21 protein-coding genes are annotated in these 18546 nt (G+C 65.2%); 9 read left to right on the top strand and 12 right to left on the bottom strand.

The features are described 5' to 3' along the window. The 5 genes from DIE12_RS38075 to DIE12_RS14685 all read left to right on the top strand — a co-directional run. Positions 1-234, top strand: a 234-nt coding sequence (locus DIE12_RS38075; RefSeq protein WP_185641000.1) for a hypothetical protein, incomplete at its 5' end; no start/stop codon positions are given. Between the two features lie 158 nt (positions 235-392). After that, the gene (locus DIE12_RS14700) at positions 393-1610 is read left to right on the top strand and encodes a DUF2863 family protein (RefSeq protein ID WP_044844642.1); all 1218 of its coding nucleotides are present in this window, start codon (positions 393-395) and stop codon (positions 1608-1610) included. 208 nt (positions 1611-1818) lie between these two features. Further along, positions 1819-2655 carry a response regulator transcription factor gene (locus tag DIE12_RS14695; RefSeq protein WP_044844643.1) on the top strand — a complete coding sequence of 279 codons (837 nt, stop codon included), beginning with the start codon at positions 1819-1821 and terminating at the stop codon, positions 2653-2655. 75 nt (positions 2656-2730) lie between these two features. Continuing rightward, the gene (locus DIE12_RS14690; RefSeq protein WP_044844644.1) at positions 2731-3405 is read left to right on the top strand and encodes an energy-coupling factor ABC transporter permease; all 675 of its coding nucleotides are present in this window, start codon (positions 2731-2733) and stop codon (positions 3403-3405) included. Between the two features lie 136 nt (positions 3406-3541). Further along, on the top strand, positions 3542-4195 hold the full coding sequence (locus tag DIE12_RS14685) for a BspC domain-containing protein (protein WP_124522502.1): 654 nt from the start codon (positions 3542-3544) through the stop codon (positions 4193-4195). 82 nt (positions 4196-4277) lie between these two features. Here DIE12_RS14685 and DIE12_RS14680 read toward each other — a convergent pair whose 3' ends face one another. Both DIE12_RS14680 and yaaA read right to left on the bottom strand, forming a co-directional pair. Then, positions 4278-5432, bottom strand: coding sequence for a M14-type cytosolic carboxypeptidase (locus tag DIE12_RS14680; RefSeq protein WP_124487242.1), 1155 nt, complete (start codon positions 5430-5432; stop codon positions 4278-4280). An 88-nt stretch (positions 5433-5520) separates the two neighbouring features. Then, positions 5521-6303, bottom strand: a complete 783-nt coding sequence (gene yaaA / locus DIE12_RS14675; RefSeq protein ID WP_059703381.1) for a peroxide stress protein YaaA — start codon at positions 6301-6303, stop codon at positions 5521-5523. Between the two features lie 57 nt (positions 6304-6360). On the opposite strand from yaaA, the gene DIE12_RS14670 reads away from it, so the two are divergent. Next, the gene (locus DIE12_RS14670) at positions 6361-6858 is read left to right on the top strand and encodes a putative toxin-antitoxin system toxin component, PIN family (protein ID WP_124487240.1); all 498 of its coding nucleotides are present in this window, start codon (positions 6361-6363) and stop codon (positions 6856-6858) included. 33 nt (positions 6859-6891) lie between these two features. Then, positions 6892-8064: a pyridoxal phosphate-dependent aminotransferase gene (locus DIE12_RS14665; RefSeq protein ID WP_124487239.1), complete on the top strand. Its 1173-nt coding sequence runs from the start codon at positions 6892-6894 to the stop codon at positions 8062-8064. A 49-nt stretch (positions 8065-8113) separates the two neighbouring features. Here DIE12_RS14665 and DIE12_RS14660 read toward each other — a convergent pair whose 3' ends face one another. Next, positions 8114-8770: a glutathione S-transferase gene (locus DIE12_RS14660; protein WP_124487238.1), complete on the bottom strand. Its 657-nt coding sequence runs from the start codon at positions 8768-8770 to the stop codon at positions 8114-8116. Between the two features lie 211 nt (positions 8771-8981). Between DIE12_RS14660 and DIE12_RS14655 the strand changes: the two genes are divergently transcribed. Together DIE12_RS14655 and DIE12_RS14650 are read left to right on the top strand one after the other, a co-directional pair. After that, on the top strand, positions 8982-9773 hold the full coding sequence (locus tag DIE12_RS14655; RefSeq protein ID WP_124522500.1) for an oxepin-CoA hydrolase, alternative type: 792 nt from the start codon (positions 8982-8984) through the stop codon (positions 9771-9773). Positions 9774-9947: 174 nt separating this feature from the next. Further along, positions 9948-10640, top strand: coding sequence for a glutathione binding-like protein (locus tag DIE12_RS14650; protein WP_124522498.1), 693 nt, complete (start codon positions 9948-9950; stop codon positions 10638-10640). 51 nt (positions 10641-10691) lie between these two features. Here the strand turns inward: DIE12_RS14650 and DIE12_RS14645 are convergent, their stop codons facing one another. The 9 genes from DIE12_RS14645 to DIE12_RS14605 all read right to left on the bottom strand — a co-directional run bounded on the left by DIE12_RS14645 (position 10692) and on the right by DIE12_RS14605 (position 18528). After that, complete coding sequence (locus DIE12_RS14645; protein WP_124487235.1) at positions 10692-11168, bottom strand: MaoC family dehydratase; 477 nt, start codon at positions 11166-11168, stop codon at positions 10692-10694. After that, positions 11165-11626, bottom strand: coding sequence for a MaoC family dehydratase (locus tag DIE12_RS14640; RefSeq protein ID WP_044844653.1), 462 nt, complete (start codon positions 11624-11626; stop codon positions 11165-11167). The genes DIE12_RS14645 and DIE12_RS14640 overlap by 4 nt, the downstream gene beginning before the upstream one ends. Positions 11627-11660: 34 nt before the next feature. Then, the gene (locus DIE12_RS14635) at positions 11661-12794 is read right to left on the bottom strand and encodes an acyl-CoA dehydrogenase family protein (protein WP_124522496.1); all 1134 of its coding nucleotides are present in this window, start codon (positions 12792-12794) and stop codon (positions 11661-11663) included. Between the two features lie 19 nt (positions 12795-12813). Further along, entirely contained in the window at positions 12814-14010 is a 1197-nt protein-coding gene (locus DIE12_RS14630; protein WP_124522494.1) for an acyl-CoA dehydrogenase family protein, read from the bottom strand. Positions 14011-14064: 54 nt separating this feature from the next. Beyond that, positions 14065-14487 (bottom strand): DUF1178 family protein, encoded by a 423-nt coding sequence (locus DIE12_RS14625; protein WP_006756910.1) that lies wholly within the window; start codon positions 14485-14487, stop codon positions 14065-14067. Between the two features lie 136 nt (positions 14488-14623). Further along, a complete protein-coding gene (locus tag DIE12_RS14620) occupies positions 14624-15214 on the bottom strand; it encodes an NUDIX domain-containing protein (RefSeq protein ID WP_044844655.1) in 591 nt (196 codons plus the stop codon). A gap of 36 nt (positions 15215-15250) precedes the next feature. After that, entirely contained in the window at positions 15251-15547 is a 297-nt protein-coding gene (locus tag DIE12_RS14615) for a DUF2818 family protein (RefSeq protein WP_044844656.1), read from the bottom strand. Continuing rightward, entirely contained in the window at positions 15547-17001 is a 1455-nt protein-coding gene (gene nuoN, locus DIE12_RS14610; protein WP_185500423.1) for an NADH-quinone oxidoreductase subunit NuoN, read from the bottom strand. Before nuoN ends, DIE12_RS14615 begins: the two co-directional genes overlap by 1 nt. Before the next feature lie 36 nt (positions 17002-17037). Then, complete coding sequence (locus DIE12_RS14605) at positions 17038-18528, bottom strand: NADH-quinone oxidoreductase subunit M (protein ID WP_044844658.1); 1491 nt, start codon at positions 18526-18528, stop codon at positions 17038-17040. Positions 18529-18546 lie beyond the last annotated feature (18 nt).

Here is an 18546-nt window from a genome sequence, read left to right as displayed (position 1 = left end):
TTTAAAGAGCATTTCTGCGAGGACCCGGAGGCTTTCTCAGCAGCGCTGCGTTTTCAGCAGCAGAGAAGCGAGATTATGAACCGTCTTTTTCAGTTCGTCAACAACTTTTTAACTGCTTCGTTGCGACGACTGGGGGTCAACTTCCTGCACCGCCGAGGCCGCTACGACCCGCCCGACAGCACCGCTTCCCTTCTTCCCCCGCGCTGCGTTTCCGTTAGCGCGAAAGAGGCGTGATTCTAAGCACCCGCCGGCAATCGCGCAAGGGGTTCGATGGATTTTTCTTTCATCCCCGCCGATTCGGCCTTCCGGCCATGCCGGAGCACGAGACCGCTTATGGCGCAAAGAACGGACTAGAATGTGAGGTTCTTCGCCTCTTTCTATACGTATTTAATATGCGCCAGCGAATCGCCAAACGCCTCCCCCCCGACGCCGACAAACTGGTCGGCCTGTCGCTTGCGCTCTTCGCCTCGGGCAGTCGCATCGAGGATCGCTTCTGGGAAGCGAAGCTCGATGCGCTGCTTGCCAAGATTGTTCGCAACGGCAACCAGACCACGCTCGACGCAGCACTCGACCATCTGCAGCAGAACCATCCCGACGCCTATGGCGCGCTCGCCGACATGGCCGAGACGCATAGCGAATCGATGGTGATCGAACACGACGGCCAGCCGTACGATGCGCTGCTGGTCGCCGTTCCCGTTCTCGCCTGGACGCGCTACATGATTCCGTCGGGCCCGCTGAAAGGCGACGTCGCCGACGCACTGCGCACGCACCTGCAGGCGCACGTGCTCGCCACCGGCACGCTCGTCGGGCTGGCCCCGTTCCTGTACAGCATCGACCAGTTGCCGCGTCACCACGTCGAGACCTATCGGCTCGCCCAGCAGCTCGCACACGCGGCGCTCGGCCAGCACGCAGCCAAGCTCAGCTTCGGCGACCTGCCCGAAACCTCACCGATCCTGGCCGACCCACGCTTCCTGCTCGCCGTCGTCGCCGCGCCGGCCGGCGCACCGCTGTTTCGCTGGCAGGAGGAAGAACACGGCAACCGGATCGAACGCGGCCAGTGTCTCGAGCAATGGACTGCCCAGGGCGGCCCGAACCTGTCGGCTGCCCTGCCCGGCTGCGAGTTCGAATGCCTGCTTCCGGACGCGTACTACTCGGCCTGCCGCGATGCGGACGAGCGCATCCGTCCGCACACGGTCCGAACGGCCATCCGTTATCTTTTCGACACACTTGGTGCGGCACCGCAAGAGCTGCGCGCGGTGGTCGCGGGCTTCGGCGAGCGCCGGATCGACGAGTATCGCGTCGGCTTCACGCGACGTGCCAGCAACGACGTGATCTATGGCGTCGTGTGGCCGCTGTACGGTCGCGAGAACGGCGACGTGTCGATCGACAGCGCGACGCTGGAAGGCGAAGCCCCGATCGAAGGGCCGCTCGAGGAGATCGTGAGTCTGTTGAAGGAATGCGGCGTAACCGACGTCCGCCGGCACGCAGGCCGCTTCGAGCCCGAGTACTGCGACGACTGCGGCGTGCCGCTCTATGCGGATCCGCTCGGCGAGATCGTCCACGCGGAAATGCCGGAAGACGCATCGCCCGCCCAGCCGCACTTTCACTGATCGTGCAAGGCAGGCCCGCTGAGCCTGCCCAACGAAGCCGCTCCCGGTTCCTGCCGGAGCGGCTTTTTTTCGTCCGCATTTCCCTCACGCGAAATTTCAGACTTTTCCTAATCCTTTCAGCCAAGCAGACATCGTGTAAGGTTTTTGTCATTATCGGAGCCACCCCATGCCGACGGCAGCTCAATGACTCACCTTACGGAGGTTGAATATGCGGTTCCTGGTGCTTAACTCAGACGCCGAACGGCGTGACGGACTGAAAGCCCTGCTGCGGCAGATCGACCGTCACGCCCGCATCAACGATGCACCCGATGGTTTCCAGGCGCGCCGGCTGCTGCGCACCCAGCGTTTCGACCTCGTTGCCATCGACTGGCTGGACGTCGGGCGGCACAGCGAACTCCAGGCGCTCTGCAGCGCCTGCTCGCCGACGCCCGCCGCGGTGCTGATCGACGAATCCACGCCGGAGGCCATCCAGCGCTTCTACAACTACGGCGTCGCGGGCGTGATCCCGCACTCCACACGGCCGCACCTGATCGTGCGGGCGCTCGAAATGGTTCTGCTGGGCGGCCATTACATCCCGCCGATCGCGCTCAGCCTGCTGCCTTCCGCCGCCGCGGCGCGTCACGATGCCCATTTCCAGACGCTCGCCGGATCGCTGCCGCGCCGCCCGCCAAGCAGCCTCCTGTCGCCTAGACAGGCGCAGATCATGCGCTTCGTCCATATGGGCAGCACCAACAAGATGATCGCCCGCACGCTCGGCATCAGCGAAGGCACCGTGAAGATCCACCTCGCCAGCATCTTCCAGCAGCTGGGCGCGGCAAACCGCGCTGCCGCAGTCGCGATCTACAACGGCTGGCTGTCGCCCCATCTCGAGGTGCTGCTGGCGAACCGCGATCGTGCAAGCAAGCCCGTCATCGGCGAACGCGGCCCGGTCCCCCTGCGCAAGCAACGGAACGACCGTCCATACCCGCTGCCTGCCGCGGACACCAGCACTCGCGACCTGCCGCTCGCGGCCGAACCGCGGGCGCGGTTTCGGCGCGACCGCTGATCGGACAGTCTCGATATTGCGACGGTCGACATGTGCGGATTCCCACCTTTGATGCTCAACGAGTAATATGGACCCATGGGTTTTCTTTTCACACCGCTTCCGCTCTGGGTTGGCATCGGTGGCTGGATCGCCGCCGTGGCGCTGCTCGTGCTCGCGCTCTGGAATCGTCCCTTCGTCCGGCTGCAGGACGCAACGCTCCAGCACGTGTGGCTCGCGCTCGTCACTGCGATCACGGTGCTGTGGGCCTCGAATGCGTGGCTCGAAGATGGCATCGTCATGCACCTGCTCGGCGCGACGCTGCTCGTCACGCTGTTCGACTGGACGCTTGCGCTGATCGCGATGGGTGCCGTCACGGCCGTCGCCGCGATCGTCTTCGATGCGCCGTGGCAAGGCATCGGTCTCACCTATCTGATCTACGGCGCGCTACCGGTCGCCGTGTCCGCGTTGCTGCAACGCGCCGCGATCGCGTGGCTCCCGCACAACCTCGCATCGTTCATCATCGGCCAGGGGTTCCTGTCACCGGCCATCGCGATCGTCTCGGTCGCCGCGGCCGCGGCCGGTGTCCAGCTCGCGCTCGCGGACGGCGTGCCCGTCGTGATTCCCGCCGGCTATCTGCTGAACACCGCGCTGCTCGCGCTCGGCGAAGCGTGGTTCACCGGCATGGCCACCGCGCTCATCGCTGTCTATCGTCCGGCGTGGGTCACGACGTTCGACGTTCGGCGCTATCGCCTCGGCGGCCCGCGCGCCTGAACGCGCCGGCCCCGATGCGAGCGGTGCGCGCGGCGATCCGTTTGCGCAGCGCGGGAGAGTGCAACGCCTACTGCCGCACAACTTTTTTACGCTAAGATTGAACTCCTGATCTTCATCGGGCATCTATACGTGCCCGATGCCTCATTTGCTCCTCACCAATAACCAGATGGACAGCTCACCTGCCTCGCTCCGGATTTTCCGGGCGCTCGGCAAGCTGGCGGCCTGTGTCGCGGGCCTGTCGCTTGCGCTTCCGGCACCGGTATTCGCCGACCTCCTCGACCAGCGCTCCGAACTGATCAACAAATTCGTCAACGAGATGCACGCCGATCCGATCGTCGCCGATTGTGCGGCGCACGGCAGCTTCATCGCCAGCACGTCGTCGGCCTTCGATCGCGTCGACTTCGCGCCGAACGCGTTCGAAAACGGCAAGGCGACGATCACGCCGTGGAACGATTCGTTCGATCAGGGCAAGCAGCGCGTGAAGGTCGACAACATCGTTACCGTGGATGGCCTCGGCGTCCACAGCGACGGCAGCGACCCGACACCGCTGAAATTCCGCTGCGGCTACGTCGGTCAGCAAATGCTTGCGTTCAGCTGGAACGATCCCGTGCCGCCGCTGAAGCCGCGCGTCGAGCGTCCGTCGTCGTCGACGAAGAAGTTCAACGGCAAGTCACACCGCGGCAAGGTGAAGGCCAAGGCATCCGGCCGCACCGGCAAGAAAGCCGTCGCAACGAAAAAATCCAGCGGCCAGAAGAATGTCGTGAAGAAGAAAACCGCGAAGAAGTCCTGATACGGCGGAGCGGCAACGACAGAAGCCAAAAAGCCGGCACATCATGCGATGCGCCGGCTTTTTCATATCGACGACGATGCGCTTACGCGAACGTCTCGACGTGCACCAGGATTGCCGCCAGCATTGCAGCGCCAAGCGCCGCGCTCCGTTCGCCATTCCAGCCGACCCGCTCGTCGGGCAAGTTCGCGTTGTCCTTGAACGGCATCTCGAGCGTCAGCGACAGGCAGCCGAACTGATGGCCGATGTACTTCGACGCGAGCTTGAGCGCGTCTTCCTTGTACTTGCTCGCCGCATAGCCGTGCTCGGTCTGGAAATCCGGGCTTGCGACCTTGAACGCTTCGATGAACGCGGTCTGCTCCCTGCCCTGCTGCTCGGTAAAGCTCGGCAGCATCTCCGAACCCGCAACGAACACGTACGGCAGATCTTCGTCGCCGTGAATGTCGAAGAACATGTCGCAGCCGATCGCATGGATCGCATCGCGCACGGCCAGCACTTCGGGGCTGCGCTCGGCATCGGGCTCCATCCACTCGCGATTCAGGTTCGCACCCGCCGCGTTGGTGCGCAAGTTGCCGTGCACGCTGCCGTCCGGATTCATGTTCGGGACGATGTAGAACGTCGCGCGGTCGTACAGCTTGCGCGCCACCGGATCGCCCGCCCAGTCGCCCCATCCGGCCAGCCGCTTGACGAGCCCTTCGACGAACCACTCGGCCATCGTCTCGCCCGGGTGCTGGCGCGCGATGATCCATACCTTCTTCTTCGGTGCCCCGTCGACTTCCGGCGTACCGAGCGTCAGCAGCGACATCGGACGGCCTTCGACCGTGCGGCCGAGTTCGACGACGCTCGCCTGCGGCAATTGCTGAACCGCGCCGAGGAACGCCGCATGGCGCTCTTCCGAGTACGGCTCGAAATACGCGTAGTAGATGCTGTCGAACTCGGGCGCATGGTCGATGGTCATCGTCTTGCCGTCGAATGTCGTCGGCACGCGGAACCAGTCGACCCGGTCGTAGCTCGCGACTGCACTGTAGTTGCGCCATCCCGACGGATACGCGCATTCGGCTGCATTCTCGAACGACATCACGCACCGCTCGCCGCGCGCGCCCGTCAGGCGAAAGTAGAACCATTGCGCGAATTCCGAGCGGTTGTCGCCACGTATGCGCAGCCGGATCGCGTCCGGGCTATCGCACGACACGACGTCGACGGCGCCTGCGTCGAAATTGCTGGTGATCGAAAGGGTCATCTGTCTCTCCAATTGCGACCGGAGCGGGCGGTCTGCCACGTGTCCGGCCTCATGCATGCACCGGCCGTCTCGTGAACGGCCGGCTCGGTCACTCGCCGATTCGCCGGCGATATACGTAAGTCGAATCGTTCGACGCAGCGGCATCGAACGCGTAGTCTTCCACCGCGAAATCCTTCAGCGCGGCCGGCTCGGAGATGCGGTTCTCGACGATATAGCGCGCCATCAGGCCACGGGCGCGTTTCGCATGGAAGCTGATGATCTTGTAGCGGCCGCCCTTCCAGTCCTCGAACACCGGCGTGACGATCGGCGCGGCCAGCAGTTTCGGCTTGACCGACTTGAAGTACTCGGTCGACGCGCAGTTGACCAGCACACGTGCCGCGCCGCTGCGCGTCTCGAGCTGCTCGTTCAGTGCCCGCGTGATGCGGTCGCCCCAGAACGCATACAGATCCTTGCCGCGCGCGTTCGCGAAACGCGTGCCCATCTCGAGCCGGTACGGCTGCAGCAGGTCGAGCGGGCGCAGCAGCCCGTACAGGCCCGACAGCACGCGCACATGCTGCTGCGCATAGTCGAGATCGGCGGCCGACAGCGATTTGGCATCGAACCCTTCGTACACGTCGCCGTTGAACGCGAGCACCGCCTGCTTCGCATTGGCCGTCGTGAAGGTCGGCGACCAGTCCGCGTAGCGCTGGAAGTTCAGCCGCGCGAGCGGATCGGAGATGTCCATCAGCGTCGAGATATCCTGCGGCGACAGCTTGCGCAGGCCGTCGATCAGTTCCGACGCATCGTCGACGAATGCAGGCTTCGTGTAAGACGGGACGTGGGCGGGCGTATCGTAGTCGAGGGATTTGGCTGGGGAGAGAACGATTATCATAGAGGCTCGCTGGCACGCCGTGCCTTGCGGTCAGACGAAAACCACCGATTGTAACGAATGACCCGCTCCCTCGCCCCGCATGCCGCACATCGCGTCGTGCTCGACTCGAACGTCTGGATCGACATACTCGTATTCGACGACCCGGCCACCCGCCCGATCCGGGCTGCGCTCGAACGCGGCACGCTGGCCGCCGTGATCGACGGCCGCTGCCTGAACGAACTCGAGCTCGTGCTCGACTATCCGCAGTTCCAGGCGCGCGCGATCGACAAGGCCGAAGCGCTCGCGACCGTCGCCCGCCTGACGCGCCTCGTCGAGCCGCCGCCCGTCGACGCCGACGCGCCGCCGCTGCCGAAGTGCAAGGACCGCGACGATCAGAAGTTTCTCGAGCTCGCGCGCGCCGCGCAGGCCGACTGGCTCGTGTCGAAGGACCGTGCGCTGCTCAAGCTCGCGAAGCGCACCGCACGCGACTTCGGCTTCCGGATCGCGCAGCCCGCGCCATTTACCGAAGCCTGCGCGCTCGATGCCGCGTCGGCCCCCACCACCACGCCGGCCTGACGAGCCCGGCGCCACCCGCTTGCGACCGTATCGATGAACGCTCCTACCGACATGCCTACGACTCCCGTTTTCCCCTCGCGCCTGCCGAACGTCGGCACGACGATCTTCACGGTGATGAGCGCGCTCGCCGCCGAGAAAGGCGCCGTGAACCTCGGCCAGGGCTTCCCGGATTTCGACTGCGACCCGCGCATCGTCGACGCGGTCGCGGCCGCGATGCGCAACGGTCACAACCAGTATCCGCCGATGGCCGGCGTCGCGCCGTTGCGCGATGCGATCGCCGACAAGATCGCGCAGGTCTACGGCCGCCGCTACGATCCGGCCACCGAGATCACGGTCACGGCCGGCGCGACGCAGGCCCTGCTGACGGCGATCCTGTGCGCGGTGCATCCCGGCGACGAAGTGATCGTCGTCGAACCGACCTACGACAGCTATCTGCCTTCGATCGAACTGGCCGGCGGCAAACCCGTGTTCGTCACGCTGGAAGCGCCCGACTATGCGATCCCGTTCGATCGCCTGGCCGCCGCGATCACGCCGAAGACGCGGATGATCATGATCAACACGCCGCACAACCCGACCGGCACCGTGTGGCGCGAGGCCGACATGCGCAGGCTCGAGGAGATCGTGCGCGGCACCAACGTGCTGATCCTGTCGGACGAAGTGTACGAACACATGGTCTACGACGGCGCGCGGCACGAGAGCGTCGCGCGCTACCCGGACCTGGCCGCGCGCAGCTTCATCGTGTCGAGCTTCGGGAAGACCTACCACGTGACGGGCTGGAAGGTCGGCTACGTCGCGGCGCCTGCCGCGCTGACCGCGGAGTTCCGCAAGGTCCATCAGTTCAACGTGTTCACGGTGAACACGCCGATGCAGATCGGGCTCGCCGACTACCTGCGCGATCCGGCACCGTACCTGACGCTGGCCGGCTTCTACCAGAAGAAGCGCGACTTCTTCCGCGCCGGCCTCGAGCGCACGCGCTTCAAGCTGCTGCCGTGCACCGGCACGTACTTCCAGTGCGTCGACTATTCGGCGATCAGCGATCTGCCCGAAGCGGAATTCTCGAAGTGGCTCACATCGGAAATCGGCGTGGCGGCGATTCCGGTGTCGGCGTTCTACCACGAGCCGCACGAGTCGGGCGTCGTGCGCTTCTGCTTTGCAAAGCAGGAAGGCACGCTCGCATCCGCACTCGAACGGCTCGCGCGCCTGTAAGGCTTGCCTCGGCAGCCGGGCGCGGCACGACATCGCGCCCGCACCGCGCTTACGAACGCGCGGCGCTCGCCGCCTCGACGTAGGCCTTGCGATCGGCCGCCACGCGCTGCGCGGCCGGCCGCTCGCCGACCAGCTTAGCGTGCGCCTTCCAGTCGATGCCGGCGTCGAGCAGGAAATCGCGGCCGAAGACGGCCTTCGTCGCCATCCCGATCACCGGCAGGTGGATCGCTGCGGCAATGTCCGCAAGACTGAACGTGTCACCGAGCACGTACGGCGAGAACTGCGTCATCCGCTTGAACGCATCGATCGCGCGCGGCAGGCGCTTCTCGACGTGCGCCTTCATCCCGTCGCTGACCTTGCCGCCGAAAAACGCTTCCGTATAGACCTCGCGCGCGGTCCATTCGAGATACAGCTCGAGCGTCTCGACGAGTTCGCGCACCTTCGCGGCCGCGAACGGCCCGGCCGGGAAAATGGCCTTGTCGGGAAAACGCGCGGCCAGATACTCGATGATCACCTGCGACTCGAACAGCGCGCCCTCTTCCGTCTTCAGGAACGGAATCTTGCCGAGCGGCGAATCGGCAAGCAGTGCCGGATCGTTGATCGGCAGACCGCATGCCGATTCCTCGAACGGGATGCCATGCTCGAGCAGGACGAACTTCACCTTGTTGTAATAGTTGGACAACGGAATACCGCACAGCTGTAGCATCGGAGTCTCCTTCGTTGCTGAGGCGCGGCCGCAGTGATGCCGGCCGCATCGGGATGCGTCGCGCTGAAAAGCACGTTCGTGCTAGTCTAAAGCAGTTTCGCGTCCGTCAAGACAACGATACATCCGCTGCGGCATCACCCTCACGGGTAGGCGCGCAAGCCCGCGCAACATGCGGCGCCGCAACCCCGCCATTCGATGGAGACACACTCGCATGAGTGCTGAACTGCTGGCCTCGCGTCCGCCCGAAAGCGAATCGACGCTCGTCCTCACGCTGTCCAATCCCGGCGCGCGCAACGCGCTGCATCCCGACATGTATGCGGCCGGCGTCGAAGCGCTCGCCACCGCCGAGCGCGATCCCGCGATTCGCGCGGTCGTGCTCACGGGGGCCGATCGCTTCTTTTGCGCGGGTGGCAACCTGAACCGGCTGCTCGACAACCGCTCGAAGGATCCGTCCTACCAGGCCGACAGCATCGATCAGCTCGGCGCGTGGATCACGGCGCTGCGCGCAACGACGAAGCCCGTGATCGCGGCCGTCGAAGGCGCCGCGGCCGGCGCGGGCTTCTCGCTCGCGCTCGCGTGCGACCTGATCGTTGCCGCGCACGATGCGAAGTTCGTGATGTCGTACGCACGCGTCGGCCTCACGCCCGACGGCGGCGGCTCGTGGTTCCTCGCACGTGCGCTGCCGCGTGCGCTCGCCGCCGAAATCCTGTTCGAGGGCAAGCCTGTCGCGGCCGAACGCCTGCATGCGCTCGGCGTCGTCAACCGGCTCGCCGCGCCCGGTGCCGCGCTGTCCGACGCGCTCGCGTGGGCCGACTCGCTTGCCGGCATCTCGCCGAACGCGCTGACACGCATCAAGTCATTGCTCGACGATGCGACCGCGCAGCCGCTCGATGCGCACCTCGGCACCGAGCGCGATCACTTCGTCGCGTCACTGCATCACGCGGACGCGTTCGAAGGCATTACCGCATTTCTCGAGAAACGCCAGCCGCGCTACAAGCGCTGATCCGGCGCGCGGCCACCGCTCGAACGCCGGTTCCGCCGCCTCGGCGACACGCGCGCGCAGGCGCGTGGCCGCACGTTGCCGTCGCCTGCAGCCCGCATCGATCCATGCTCTAATGACCGCCTGTCGCGGCGCCCTGTCGGCGCCGTTTTCGCGCATGCAATAAAGGAGTTGACGATGATCGACGTCTACAGCTGGGCGACCCCGAACGGCCACAAGGTACACATCATGCTCGAGGAAACAGGCCTCGCGTATCGTGCGCATCCGGTCGATATCGGTGCGGGCGACCAGTTCGAGCCCGAATTCCTGAAGATCAGCCCGAACAACAAGATCCCCGCGATCGTCGACGCGGACGGCCCCGGCGGCAAGCCGATCTCGCTGTTCGAATCCGGCGCGATCCTCATTTACCTGGCGGAAAAGACCGGCAAGTTCCTGCCGACCGAGCCAGCCGCACGCTACGCGACGCTCGAATGGCTGATGTTCCAGATGGGCGGCGTCGGCCCGATGCTCGGCCAGGCGCATCACTTCCGGCTGTATGCGCCGGAGAAGATCGCGTACGCGGTCAATCGCTACACGAACGAAGCGAAGCGCCTGTACAACGTGATGGAAAAGCGCCTCGGCGAATCCGCCTATCTCGCGGGCGACACGTACACGATCGCGGACATTGCGACGTTCCCGTGGACGCGTTCGTGGCAAAACCAGGGCATCGTGCTCGACGAACTGCCGAACGTGAAGCGCTGGCATGAAGCCATTGCCGCGCGTGCCGCCGTGCAGCGCGGCGTCGAAGTACTCGCGTCGCTGCGCAAGCCGCTGCAGGACGACAAGGCACGCGAGATGCTGTTCGGCGCGACGCAATACGCGAAGCACTGAAGCACCGCGCGCCCTGCGACGCAGCGGCATCCGTCGCTGCCGCCGCGCGCATCAGAAGTAGTGCAGCGTAATGAATTCCGCCGAACAAACGAGCAACGGCGCATCCGGACGCTCGACCTGCATCGACACCGACCACGTCACCTGCACGCCGCCCCGCGCGGCCTGCGCGGCCTCCTTCACCGCGAACAGCGCGCGCACGCGCGCGCCGACCGGCACCGGCTTCAGGAACCGCACGCGGTTCAGTCCGTAGTTCACGCCCATCTTCTGCTCGAAGCGCATCGCATCGGTCATCAGCGCGGGAATCAGCGACAGCGTCAGGAAGCCGTGCGCGATCGGGCCGCCGAACGGCGACTCGCGCCGCGCACGCTCGGGATCGACGTGAATCCACTGGTGATCGCCGGTCGCGTCGGCGAACCCGTCGACCCGGCGCTGGTCGATCTCGACCCAGCCGCTCGCGAGCGGTTCCGCGCCGACCCGCTCGAGCAGCGCTTGCGTCGACGCGATCAGCGGCAATGTCACGTCCGTCATGCACCCGCTCCTTGCGGATGGCGCAGCCCGAAGATCACCTTGGTATGCACGGTGATCACCGTGTCGCCGGCACCGTTGAGGCCGATCCACTCCGTCGACACGATGCCGCGATCGGGCTTGCTCGCCGACACGCGCTTGTCGTGGACCTTCTGGTACATCGTGATCGTGTCGCCGGCACGCACGGGCTTGAGCCAGCGGATCGAATCGATGCCGGGCGAGCCCATGCTGGTCGAATCCGGCCCGAGCTTCTTGATGAGCAGGCTCATGAACACCGAACACGTATGCCAGCCGCTCGCGACCAGTCCACCGAACGGCGAGGCCTTGCCGGCTTCCTCGTCGAGGTGGAACGGCTGCGGATCGTAGCGTTGCGCGAACGCCTTGATGTCGTCCGGTTCGAACGTATAGCGGCCGATTTCGGTCGTACTGCCGACTTCCAGATCTTCGTAACTGATACCCACTGTCTATCTCCTGTAGCGCGCTCGCGCGTCGCCGTCATGCCGCGTCGGTCTGCGCGAAATCCGGCAGGGCCGCGATGCGCGCAAGGTGATGATCGGTGTCGCCGAGGGTCGTCTCGATGATCGACAGCCGCTTGAACAGGTGTGCGGCGGCGACCTCGTTGGTCACGCCCATGCCGCCGTGCAGTTGCACGGCCTGCTGGCCGACGAAGCGCGCGGCCGCGCCGACCCGCGCCTTCGCGGCCGACACCGCCTTGCGCCGCGCGTCGGCGTCGCCGCCCGCGTAACGCACGGCGGCCAGGTAGGTCAGCGAACGCGCCTGCTCGGCGTGAATCAGCATGTCGACCATCCGGTGCTGCAGCGCCTGGAAGCGCGCGATCGGCACGCCGAACTGTTCGCGCGTCTTCGTGTATTCGACCGTCGCGCGGTTCAGTTCGTCGAGTGCGCCGACCGCTTCCGCGCAGAGCAGGAAGGTCGCGTAATCGGCAATCTGCTCGAGTGCGGCCGCATCGCGTGCGCCGCCCGTCAACTGCCGTGCGGGCGTTTCCTTGAACTCGATCGTCGCGGCGCGCTGGCCGTCGATCGTCCGGTAGTCGACGAGCTGCACGCCCGCGGCATCGCGATCGACGACGAACAGGCCGATTCCGCCGCCGTCGACGCGCGCGGGCACGATCCACACATGGGCCTGTGCGCCGTGCTGAACGATCGACTTGATGCCGGTCAGCCGGGACGTGCCGCCATGCTCGCGCGCATGCGTTTCGAGTTCGTACAGGTCGTAGCGCGCCCGCGGTTCGTGGAATGCAACGGCAACGCGCTTCTGCCCTTGTGCGACCGCTTCCAGCAGCGCGGCATCGTCGCCCGTGCCGGACCCGGCGATGCGCAGCGCCTCGATACCGACCGCGGTCGCCCAGTACGGCTCGACCACGAGTGCTCGGCCGAGCTCCTGCATCGCGACCAGCATGTCGACCGGGCCGCCGCCGAATCCGCCATGTGCGTCGGGCACGGGCAGCGCGGTCAGGCCCAGCTCCGCGAATGCGCTCCATTGTGCATCCGACACGCCCGCCTCGCTGCGCACGATGGCCTGGCGCGCGTCGAAACCGTATTGCTCGCCGAGATAACGGCGCAGCGCGTCGGCGAACTGTTGCTGCTCGTCGGTAAAGCTGAAATCCATGGTTGTCTCCGTTCCCTGATCACAGCCCCAGGATCATCTGCGCGATGATGTTCTTCTGAATCTCGTTCGAACCACCGTAGATCGAAGTCTTCCGGTAATTGAAGTAGTACGCGGCGAGCGGCGCCGCATCGTCGTCGCCCGCGCTGCTGTGTTCGCGCTCGCCCTCGAGGAACGGGACATCGAATGGCGCGGCGAGCGGCCCGATCGCCTCGAACATCAGCTCGGTGAGCGCCTGCTGCACCTCGGTGCCCTTGATCTTCAGCATCGATGCCTCGGGGCCCGGCCCCTTGCCGCTCGTCTCGCGGCTCACGACGCGCAGCACCGTCACCTCGAGCGCCATCAGCTCGACCTCGAGCGCCGCGATCTTCGCGGCAAACACGGGATCGGCGAGCAACGGCTTGCCGTTCTTGCGCTGGTTCGACGCCACGCGCTTCAGGAATGCGAGCTCGCGCTTCGACGCGCCGACGCGTGCAATGCCGGTGCGCTCGTGGCCCAACAGGTATTTCGCGTAGGTCCAGCCGCGGTTTTCATCGCCGACGAGATTCTCGACGGGCACCTTCACGTCCTCGAAGAACACCTCGTTGACTTCGTGATCCTCGTCGAGCGTGATGATCGGACGCACGGTGATGCCGGGTGTCTTCATGTCGATCAGCAGGAACGAGATGCCCTCCTGCTTCTTCGCCGCCGGATCGGTGCGCACGAGACAGAACATCATGTCCGCGTACTGGCCGAGTGTCGTCCAGGTCTTCTGGCCGTTGACGACGTAGTGATCGCCGTGGCGTTCGGCGCGCGTGCGCAGCGATGCGAGATCCGATCCGGAGCCCGGCTCCGAGTAGCCCTGGCACCACCAGTCGGTGCCGTCGAGAATGCGCGGCAGATAATGGCGCTTCTGCGCTTCGCTGCCGTATTTCATCAGCACCGGCGCGACCATCGACACGCCGAACGGCAGTACGGTCGGCGCGCCGATGCGTGCGCACTCCTCATCCCAGATGTGCCGCTGCGTCGCGTTCCAGTCCGGGCCGCCGTATTCGGCCGGCCATGCGGGCGCGGACCAGCCGCGCTGGCCGAGAATCCGGTGCCAGCTCGCGAAATCCTCGCGGTCGAGTCGTTTGTGATCGAGTACCTTGGCGCGCAGTGCGTGAGGCAGATTGGCCTCGAGCCAGGCGCGGACGTCCACGCGGAACGCGTCGTCGGCGGGGGAATAATCCAGATCCATGCGCAGTGTCTCCTGGCCGCGGCCGTCCGGGCCGCCAAGGACACACTGCATACGTCATTGCAGCGGTTCTTTCAGCGCGGCAGGAATCGGCAGCGGCATCACGTCGATGCCTTCTTCGGCCAAGGATTGCGCATCCTCCGGCGTCGTGACGCCACGAATGCTGCGTGCCGGCGCCTCGTTGTAATGGATGCGCCGCGCTTCCTCGGCGAAGCGCTCGCCCACGTTCTCGGTCTTCTCCAGCACCTCGCGCAGCGCGCGCATCACCTGCGCCTGCAGCGCACGCGGATCGGCCGGCTGTGCCTGCGTCGCGCCCGACAGGTTCAGGCGAGGCGCCGACGGCATCCGGTTGATCTCGGTCGTCCCGCATACCGGACATTCGACCAGCTTGCGGGACAACTGCGCTTCGAACTCATCGGCGGAAGCGAACCAGCCTTCGAACCGATGGCCGTGCGGGCACTGTAAATCGAGGACCTTCATGCTGAATCAGGGCGTGTGACGAGTGTAGCGCAAAACGCGCTTTTGTGAACGATCGTGCTAAACCAGGATCGCGCGGCCGGCCAGCAACCGCGTCACCCAATTGTAACGCGGCGCCCCACCCGCCGCTGACGCGTCGTCAGGGCTGCTCGACCGGACCCAGCGGCCAGGCGCCGGACAGCACCTTGTCGAGCCACATCGTGCCGATGATCGTCTTCACGTCGGTGATCTGGCCCGTGCGCACCCACTCCTGCAGGTCGGGCAGCGTCGCCGTGAAGGTTTCGAGGAATTCGCCTTCGTCGAGCTTGCGCTCGCCGGCAGTCAGGCCGCGCGCGAGATACAGGTCGATGAATTCGGTCGAATAGGAAATGATCGGGTGAATACGGGCCAGGAACACGTATTCGCGTGCCGTGTAGCCGGTTTCCTCGCGCAGTTCGCGCACCGCGCAGGCGAGCGCGCCTTCGTTCGGATCCAGCTTGCCGGCCGGGAATTCGGCCATGACCTTGCCGATCGGATAGCGGTACTGGCTTTCCATCAGCACGCGGCCGTCGTCGAACAGCGGGATCACCATCACCGCGCCCGGGTGCTGGACGTATTCGCGCGTGGCCTGCTTGCCGTCCGGCAGACGGACGGTATCGCGCTTCAGCTTGAGGAACGAGCCTTCGAAAATCGCCTCGCTCTCGAGGCAGGTTTCGGTCAGCGCGGCGTCGTGATTGGGTAGTTCGGCCATCGGCGGCTCCAAGAATGAGCGCGACGGCCGAAGCCGTCAGCGTCGTTTGACGAGATACTGGAACGTGAAGCCGGGGAACGCGAACACGACAAAGAGACTGAACGTGATCGCGTAAAACTGCCAGCCCTGTTCGAAGCGGTTGCCGGCGCGCGACTCGAGCCAGAAGCCGAGCGCGCCGACGACGAAATACAGCACGATCAGCTCGCCGATCCGAACCCACGCGTTCTTCTTCGTCGCACCGATCGGCACGACGGCGAAGAGGCGTTGGTTCAGGAACGGCAGGTTGGCGCAAACGAGCGCCAACAGCACGATGAACCAGCCGGCTGCCGACATTACAGCGGCAGCGTGTGACGAATCGCCTGCAGGCAGGCCGTCAGCAGCGGGCTCGGGATCAGGCCGAGCACGACGACCGCGAGGCCGTTCAGCACGAGGATCGTGCGCTTGCAGAAATCGCCGGTGACCGGAGTCGTATCCTGCGGTGCATCGAAGTACATCAGCTTGACGATGCGCAGGTAGTAGAACGCGCCGAACAGCGACGTGATCACGGCCAGCACGGCCAGCCACGTGAGCCCCGCATTGACGGTCGCCTCGAGCACCGCGAGCTTCGCGTAGAAGCCGACGGTCGGCGGGATACCTGCCAGCGAGAACATCATGACCATCATCACGAACGCGAACACCGGGCTGCGCTTGTTGAGGCCCTTGAAGTCGTCGATCGTTTCCGCTTCGAAATCGCGGCGTGCGAGCAGCATCACCACGCCGAACGAGCCGAGCGTCGTGATCAGGTAGACGATCGCGTAGAACATCGCCGAGCTGTATGCGTTCGCCGGTGCGGCCGCGTCGCCCTTCACGATGCCGGCGAGCAGGCCGAGCAGCACGAAGCCCATGTTCGAGATCGCCGAATACGCGAGCATCCGCTTGATGTTGCGCTGGACGATACCGGTGATGTTACCGACGATCAGCGACAGCGCGGCGAGGATCACGAGCGCGGTCTGCCAGTTCTGTGCGAGCGGCAGCAGGCCCATCACCAGGAAACGCAGGCCCCACGCGAACGCGGCAACCTTCGGGCCGCCGCCGACGAACAGCGTCATCGCGGTCGGTGCGCCCTGGTAGACGTCCGGCACCCACATGTGGAACGGCACGGCGCCGAGCTTGAACGCGATACCGGCGACGATGAAGATCACGCCGAACATCAGCACGGCCGCGTCGGTGTTGCCGCCGACCGCCTTGTACACCTCGCCCAGCTCGAGCGAGCCGGTCGCGCCGTAGAGCATCGAGATGCCGTACAGCACGAAGCCCGACGCGAGCGCGCCCAGCACGTAGTACTTCATCGCGGCTTCGCTCGACTGCGCGGCATCGCGGCGCAGCGCGATGACCGCGTACAGCGACAGCGACATCAGTTCGAGGCCGAGGTACAACGTCAGGAAGTTGTTGCCCGACACCATCACCAGCTGACCGAGCAGCGAGAACATGCCCAGCAGGAACACGTCGCCGCGGAACATGTCGCGGTCTTCGAGGTACTTGCGCGAATAGACGAGCGAGACCGCGAAGCCGATCGACACGACGGCCTTCATCATGCTCGCGAACGAGTCGACGACGACCATCCGCGAGAAGAAGTAGTACGGCTGCGGGTCGAGCGCCTGCACCGCGAACCACACGCCGGCGACGACCGACGAAACCACCGCGATCAGATAGGTCAGGCGGCGGCCAGCGGCACCGGTAAAGGTGTCGTTCAGCCATGCGACGACGATGGCGACCATCACCAGCGCGTCAGGCAACAGGACATTCATAGGAGCGTTCATGATCTTGAGTTCCTCCGCTCGCGATTACTGGGCCAGCGGCAGCTTCGACTGCGCGACTTGGGAGAGGAGGTTTTCCACGGAAACGTGCATCACGTCGGTGAAAGGCTTCGGATACAGGCCCATCAGCATCGTGAACGCGGCGAGCACCGCCAGCATCACGAATTCGCGACGGCCGATGTCTTTCAGCTTGGCAACGTGATCGTTCGCGACCGCGCCGAAGTACACGCGCTTGTACATCCACAGCGTGTAGGCCGCGCCGAGGATCAGCGTGAATGCCGCGCCGAATGCGATCCAGAAGTTGTACTGGACGGCCGCGAGAATCACCATGAACTCGCCGACGAAACCCGAGGTGCCCGGCAGGCCGCAGTTGGCCATCGAGAACAGCATCGCGAATGCCGCGAACTTCGGCATCACGTTCACGACGCCGCCGTAATCGGCGATCTGACGCGAGTGCACGCGGTCGTACAGCACGCCGATGCACAGGAACATCGCGCCCGACACGAAGCCGTGCGAGATCATCTGGACGATCGCGCCTTCGACGCCAAGCTGGTTGAAGATGAAGAAGCCGAGCGTGACGAAGCCCATGTGCGCGATCGACGAATACGCGACCAGCTTCTTCATGTCGGCCTGCACCATCGCGACGAGACCGATGTAGATCACCGCGATCAGCGACAGCGTGATCACGACCGGTGCCAGGAAGTGGCTTGCGTCAGGCGTGATCGGCAGCGAGAAGCGCAGAAAACCGTATGCGCCGAGCTTCAGCATGATCGCCGCCAGCACGACCGAGCCGCCCGTCGGCGCTTCCACGTGCGCGTCCGGCAGCCAGGTGTGCACCGGCCACATCGGCACCTTCACCGCGAACGCGAGGAAGAAGGCGATGAACAGCAGGATCTGCGGCGTCATCGCGATCTTGGCGCCCTGCCACGTCGCGAGGTCGAACGAATGCGTCTGCGTGTACAGGTAGATCAGCGCGACCAGCATCAGCAGCGAGCCGGCCAGCGTGTACAGGAAGAACTTGAACGCCGCGTACACGCGGTTCGGGCCGCCCCACACGCCGATGATGATGTACATCGGGATCAGGGTCGCCTCGAAGAACACGTAGAACAGCAGGCCGTCAGCCGCCGAGAACACGCCGATCATGATCCCGGACAGGATCAGGAAGGCCGCGAGGTACTGCGCGACGTTCTCGGTGATCACTTCCCACGCGGCGATCACGACGATCACCGTGATCAGCGCGGTCAGCACGACGAACCACATCGAGATGCCGTCGACGCCGAGGTGGTACGAGATCTTGAAGCGTTCGATCCAGGTCGACTGCTCGACGAACTGCAGCGCAGCCGTGCTCGAGTCGAAGCCCGTGATCAGCGGGACCGTGACCGCGAGACCGAGCAGCGAGCCGATCAGCGCGACCCAGCGGGCCGTCCCCGGATTTTTGTCGTTACCTACCGCGAGTACCAGGAGGCCGAAAACGATCGGCAACCAGATCGCGGTACTGAGAATCGGAAAAGCGTGCATTGTTCTTGTCCCCTCGCC

It is taken from the genome of Burkholderia sp. Bp9015 (genome assembly GCF_003853505.1).
Classification (GTDB): domain Bacteria; phylum Pseudomonadota; class Gammaproteobacteria; order Burkholderiales; family Burkholderiaceae; genus Burkholderia.
This window is presented reverse-complemented; position numbering and strand designations above follow the sequence as displayed.

Coding starts and splice junctions, on each gene's coding strand:
- DIE12_RS14630 (WP_124522494.1), bottom strand. CDS start 14,010: ATGGATCTGGATTATTCCCCCGCCGACGACGCGTTCCGCGTGGACGTC.
- DIE12_RS14665 (WP_124487239.1), top strand. CDS start 6,892: ATGAACGCTCCTACCGACATGCCTACGACTCCCGTTTTCCCCTCGCGC.
- yaaA (WP_059703381.1), bottom strand. CDS start 6,303: ATGATAATCGTTCTCTCCCCAGCCAAATCCCTCGACTACGATACGCCC.
- DIE12_RS14660 (WP_124487238.1), bottom strand. CDS start 8,770: ATGCTACAGCTGTGCGGTATTCCGTTGTCCAACTATTACAACAAGGTG.
- DIE12_RS14685 (WP_124522502.1), top strand. CDS start 3,542: ATGCCTCATTTGCTCCTCACCAATAACCAGATGGACAGCTCACCTGCC.
- DIE12_RS14605 (WP_044844658.1), bottom strand. CDS start 18,528: ATGCACGCTTTTCCGATTCTCAGTACCGCGATCTGGTTGCCGATCGTT.
- DIE12_RS14635 (WP_124522496.1), bottom strand. CDS start 12,794: ATGGATTTCAGCTTTACCGACGAGCAGCAACAGTTCGCCGACGCGCTG.
- nuoN (WP_185500423.1), bottom strand. CDS start 17,001: ATGAATGTCCTGTTGCCTGACGCGCTGGTGATGGTCGCCATCGTCGTC.
- DIE12_RS14615 (WP_044844656.1), bottom strand. CDS start 15,547: ATGTCGGCAGCCGGCTGGTTCATCGTGCTGTTGGCGCTCGTTTGCGCC.
- DIE12_RS14655 (WP_124522500.1), top strand. CDS start 8,982: ATGAGTGCTGAACTGCTGGCCTCGCGTCCGCCCGAAAGCGAATCGACG.
- DIE12_RS14645 (WP_124487235.1), bottom strand. CDS start 11,168: ATGACGGACGTGACATTGCCGCTGATCGCGTCGACGCAAGCGCTGCTC.
- DIE12_RS14625 (WP_006756910.1), bottom strand. CDS start 14,487: ATGAAGGTCCTCGATTTACAGTGCCCGCACGGCCATCGGTTCGAAGGC.
- DIE12_RS14690 (WP_044844644.1), top strand. CDS start 2,731: ATGGGTTTTCTTTTCACACCGCTTCCGCTCTGGGTTGGCATCGGTGGC.
- DIE12_RS14695 (WP_044844643.1), top strand. CDS start 1,819: ATGCGGTTCCTGGTGCTTAACTCAGACGCCGAACGGCGTGACGGACTG.
- DIE12_RS14650 (WP_124522498.1), top strand. CDS start 9,948: ATGATCGACGTCTACAGCTGGGCGACCCCGAACGGCCACAAGGTACAC.
- DIE12_RS14700 (WP_044844642.1), top strand. CDS start 393: ATGCGCCAGCGAATCGCCAAACGCCTCCCCCCCGACGCCGACAAACTG.
- DIE12_RS14670 (WP_124487240.1), top strand. CDS start 6,361: ATGACCCGCTCCCTCGCCCCGCATGCCGCACATCGCGTCGTGCTCGAC.
- DIE12_RS14620 (WP_044844655.1), bottom strand. CDS start 15,214: ATGGCCGAACTACCCAATCACGACGCCGCGCTGACCGAAACCTGCCTC.
- DIE12_RS14680 (WP_124487242.1), bottom strand. CDS start 5,432: ATGACCCTTTCGATCACCAGCAATTTCGACGCAGGCGCCGTCGACGTC.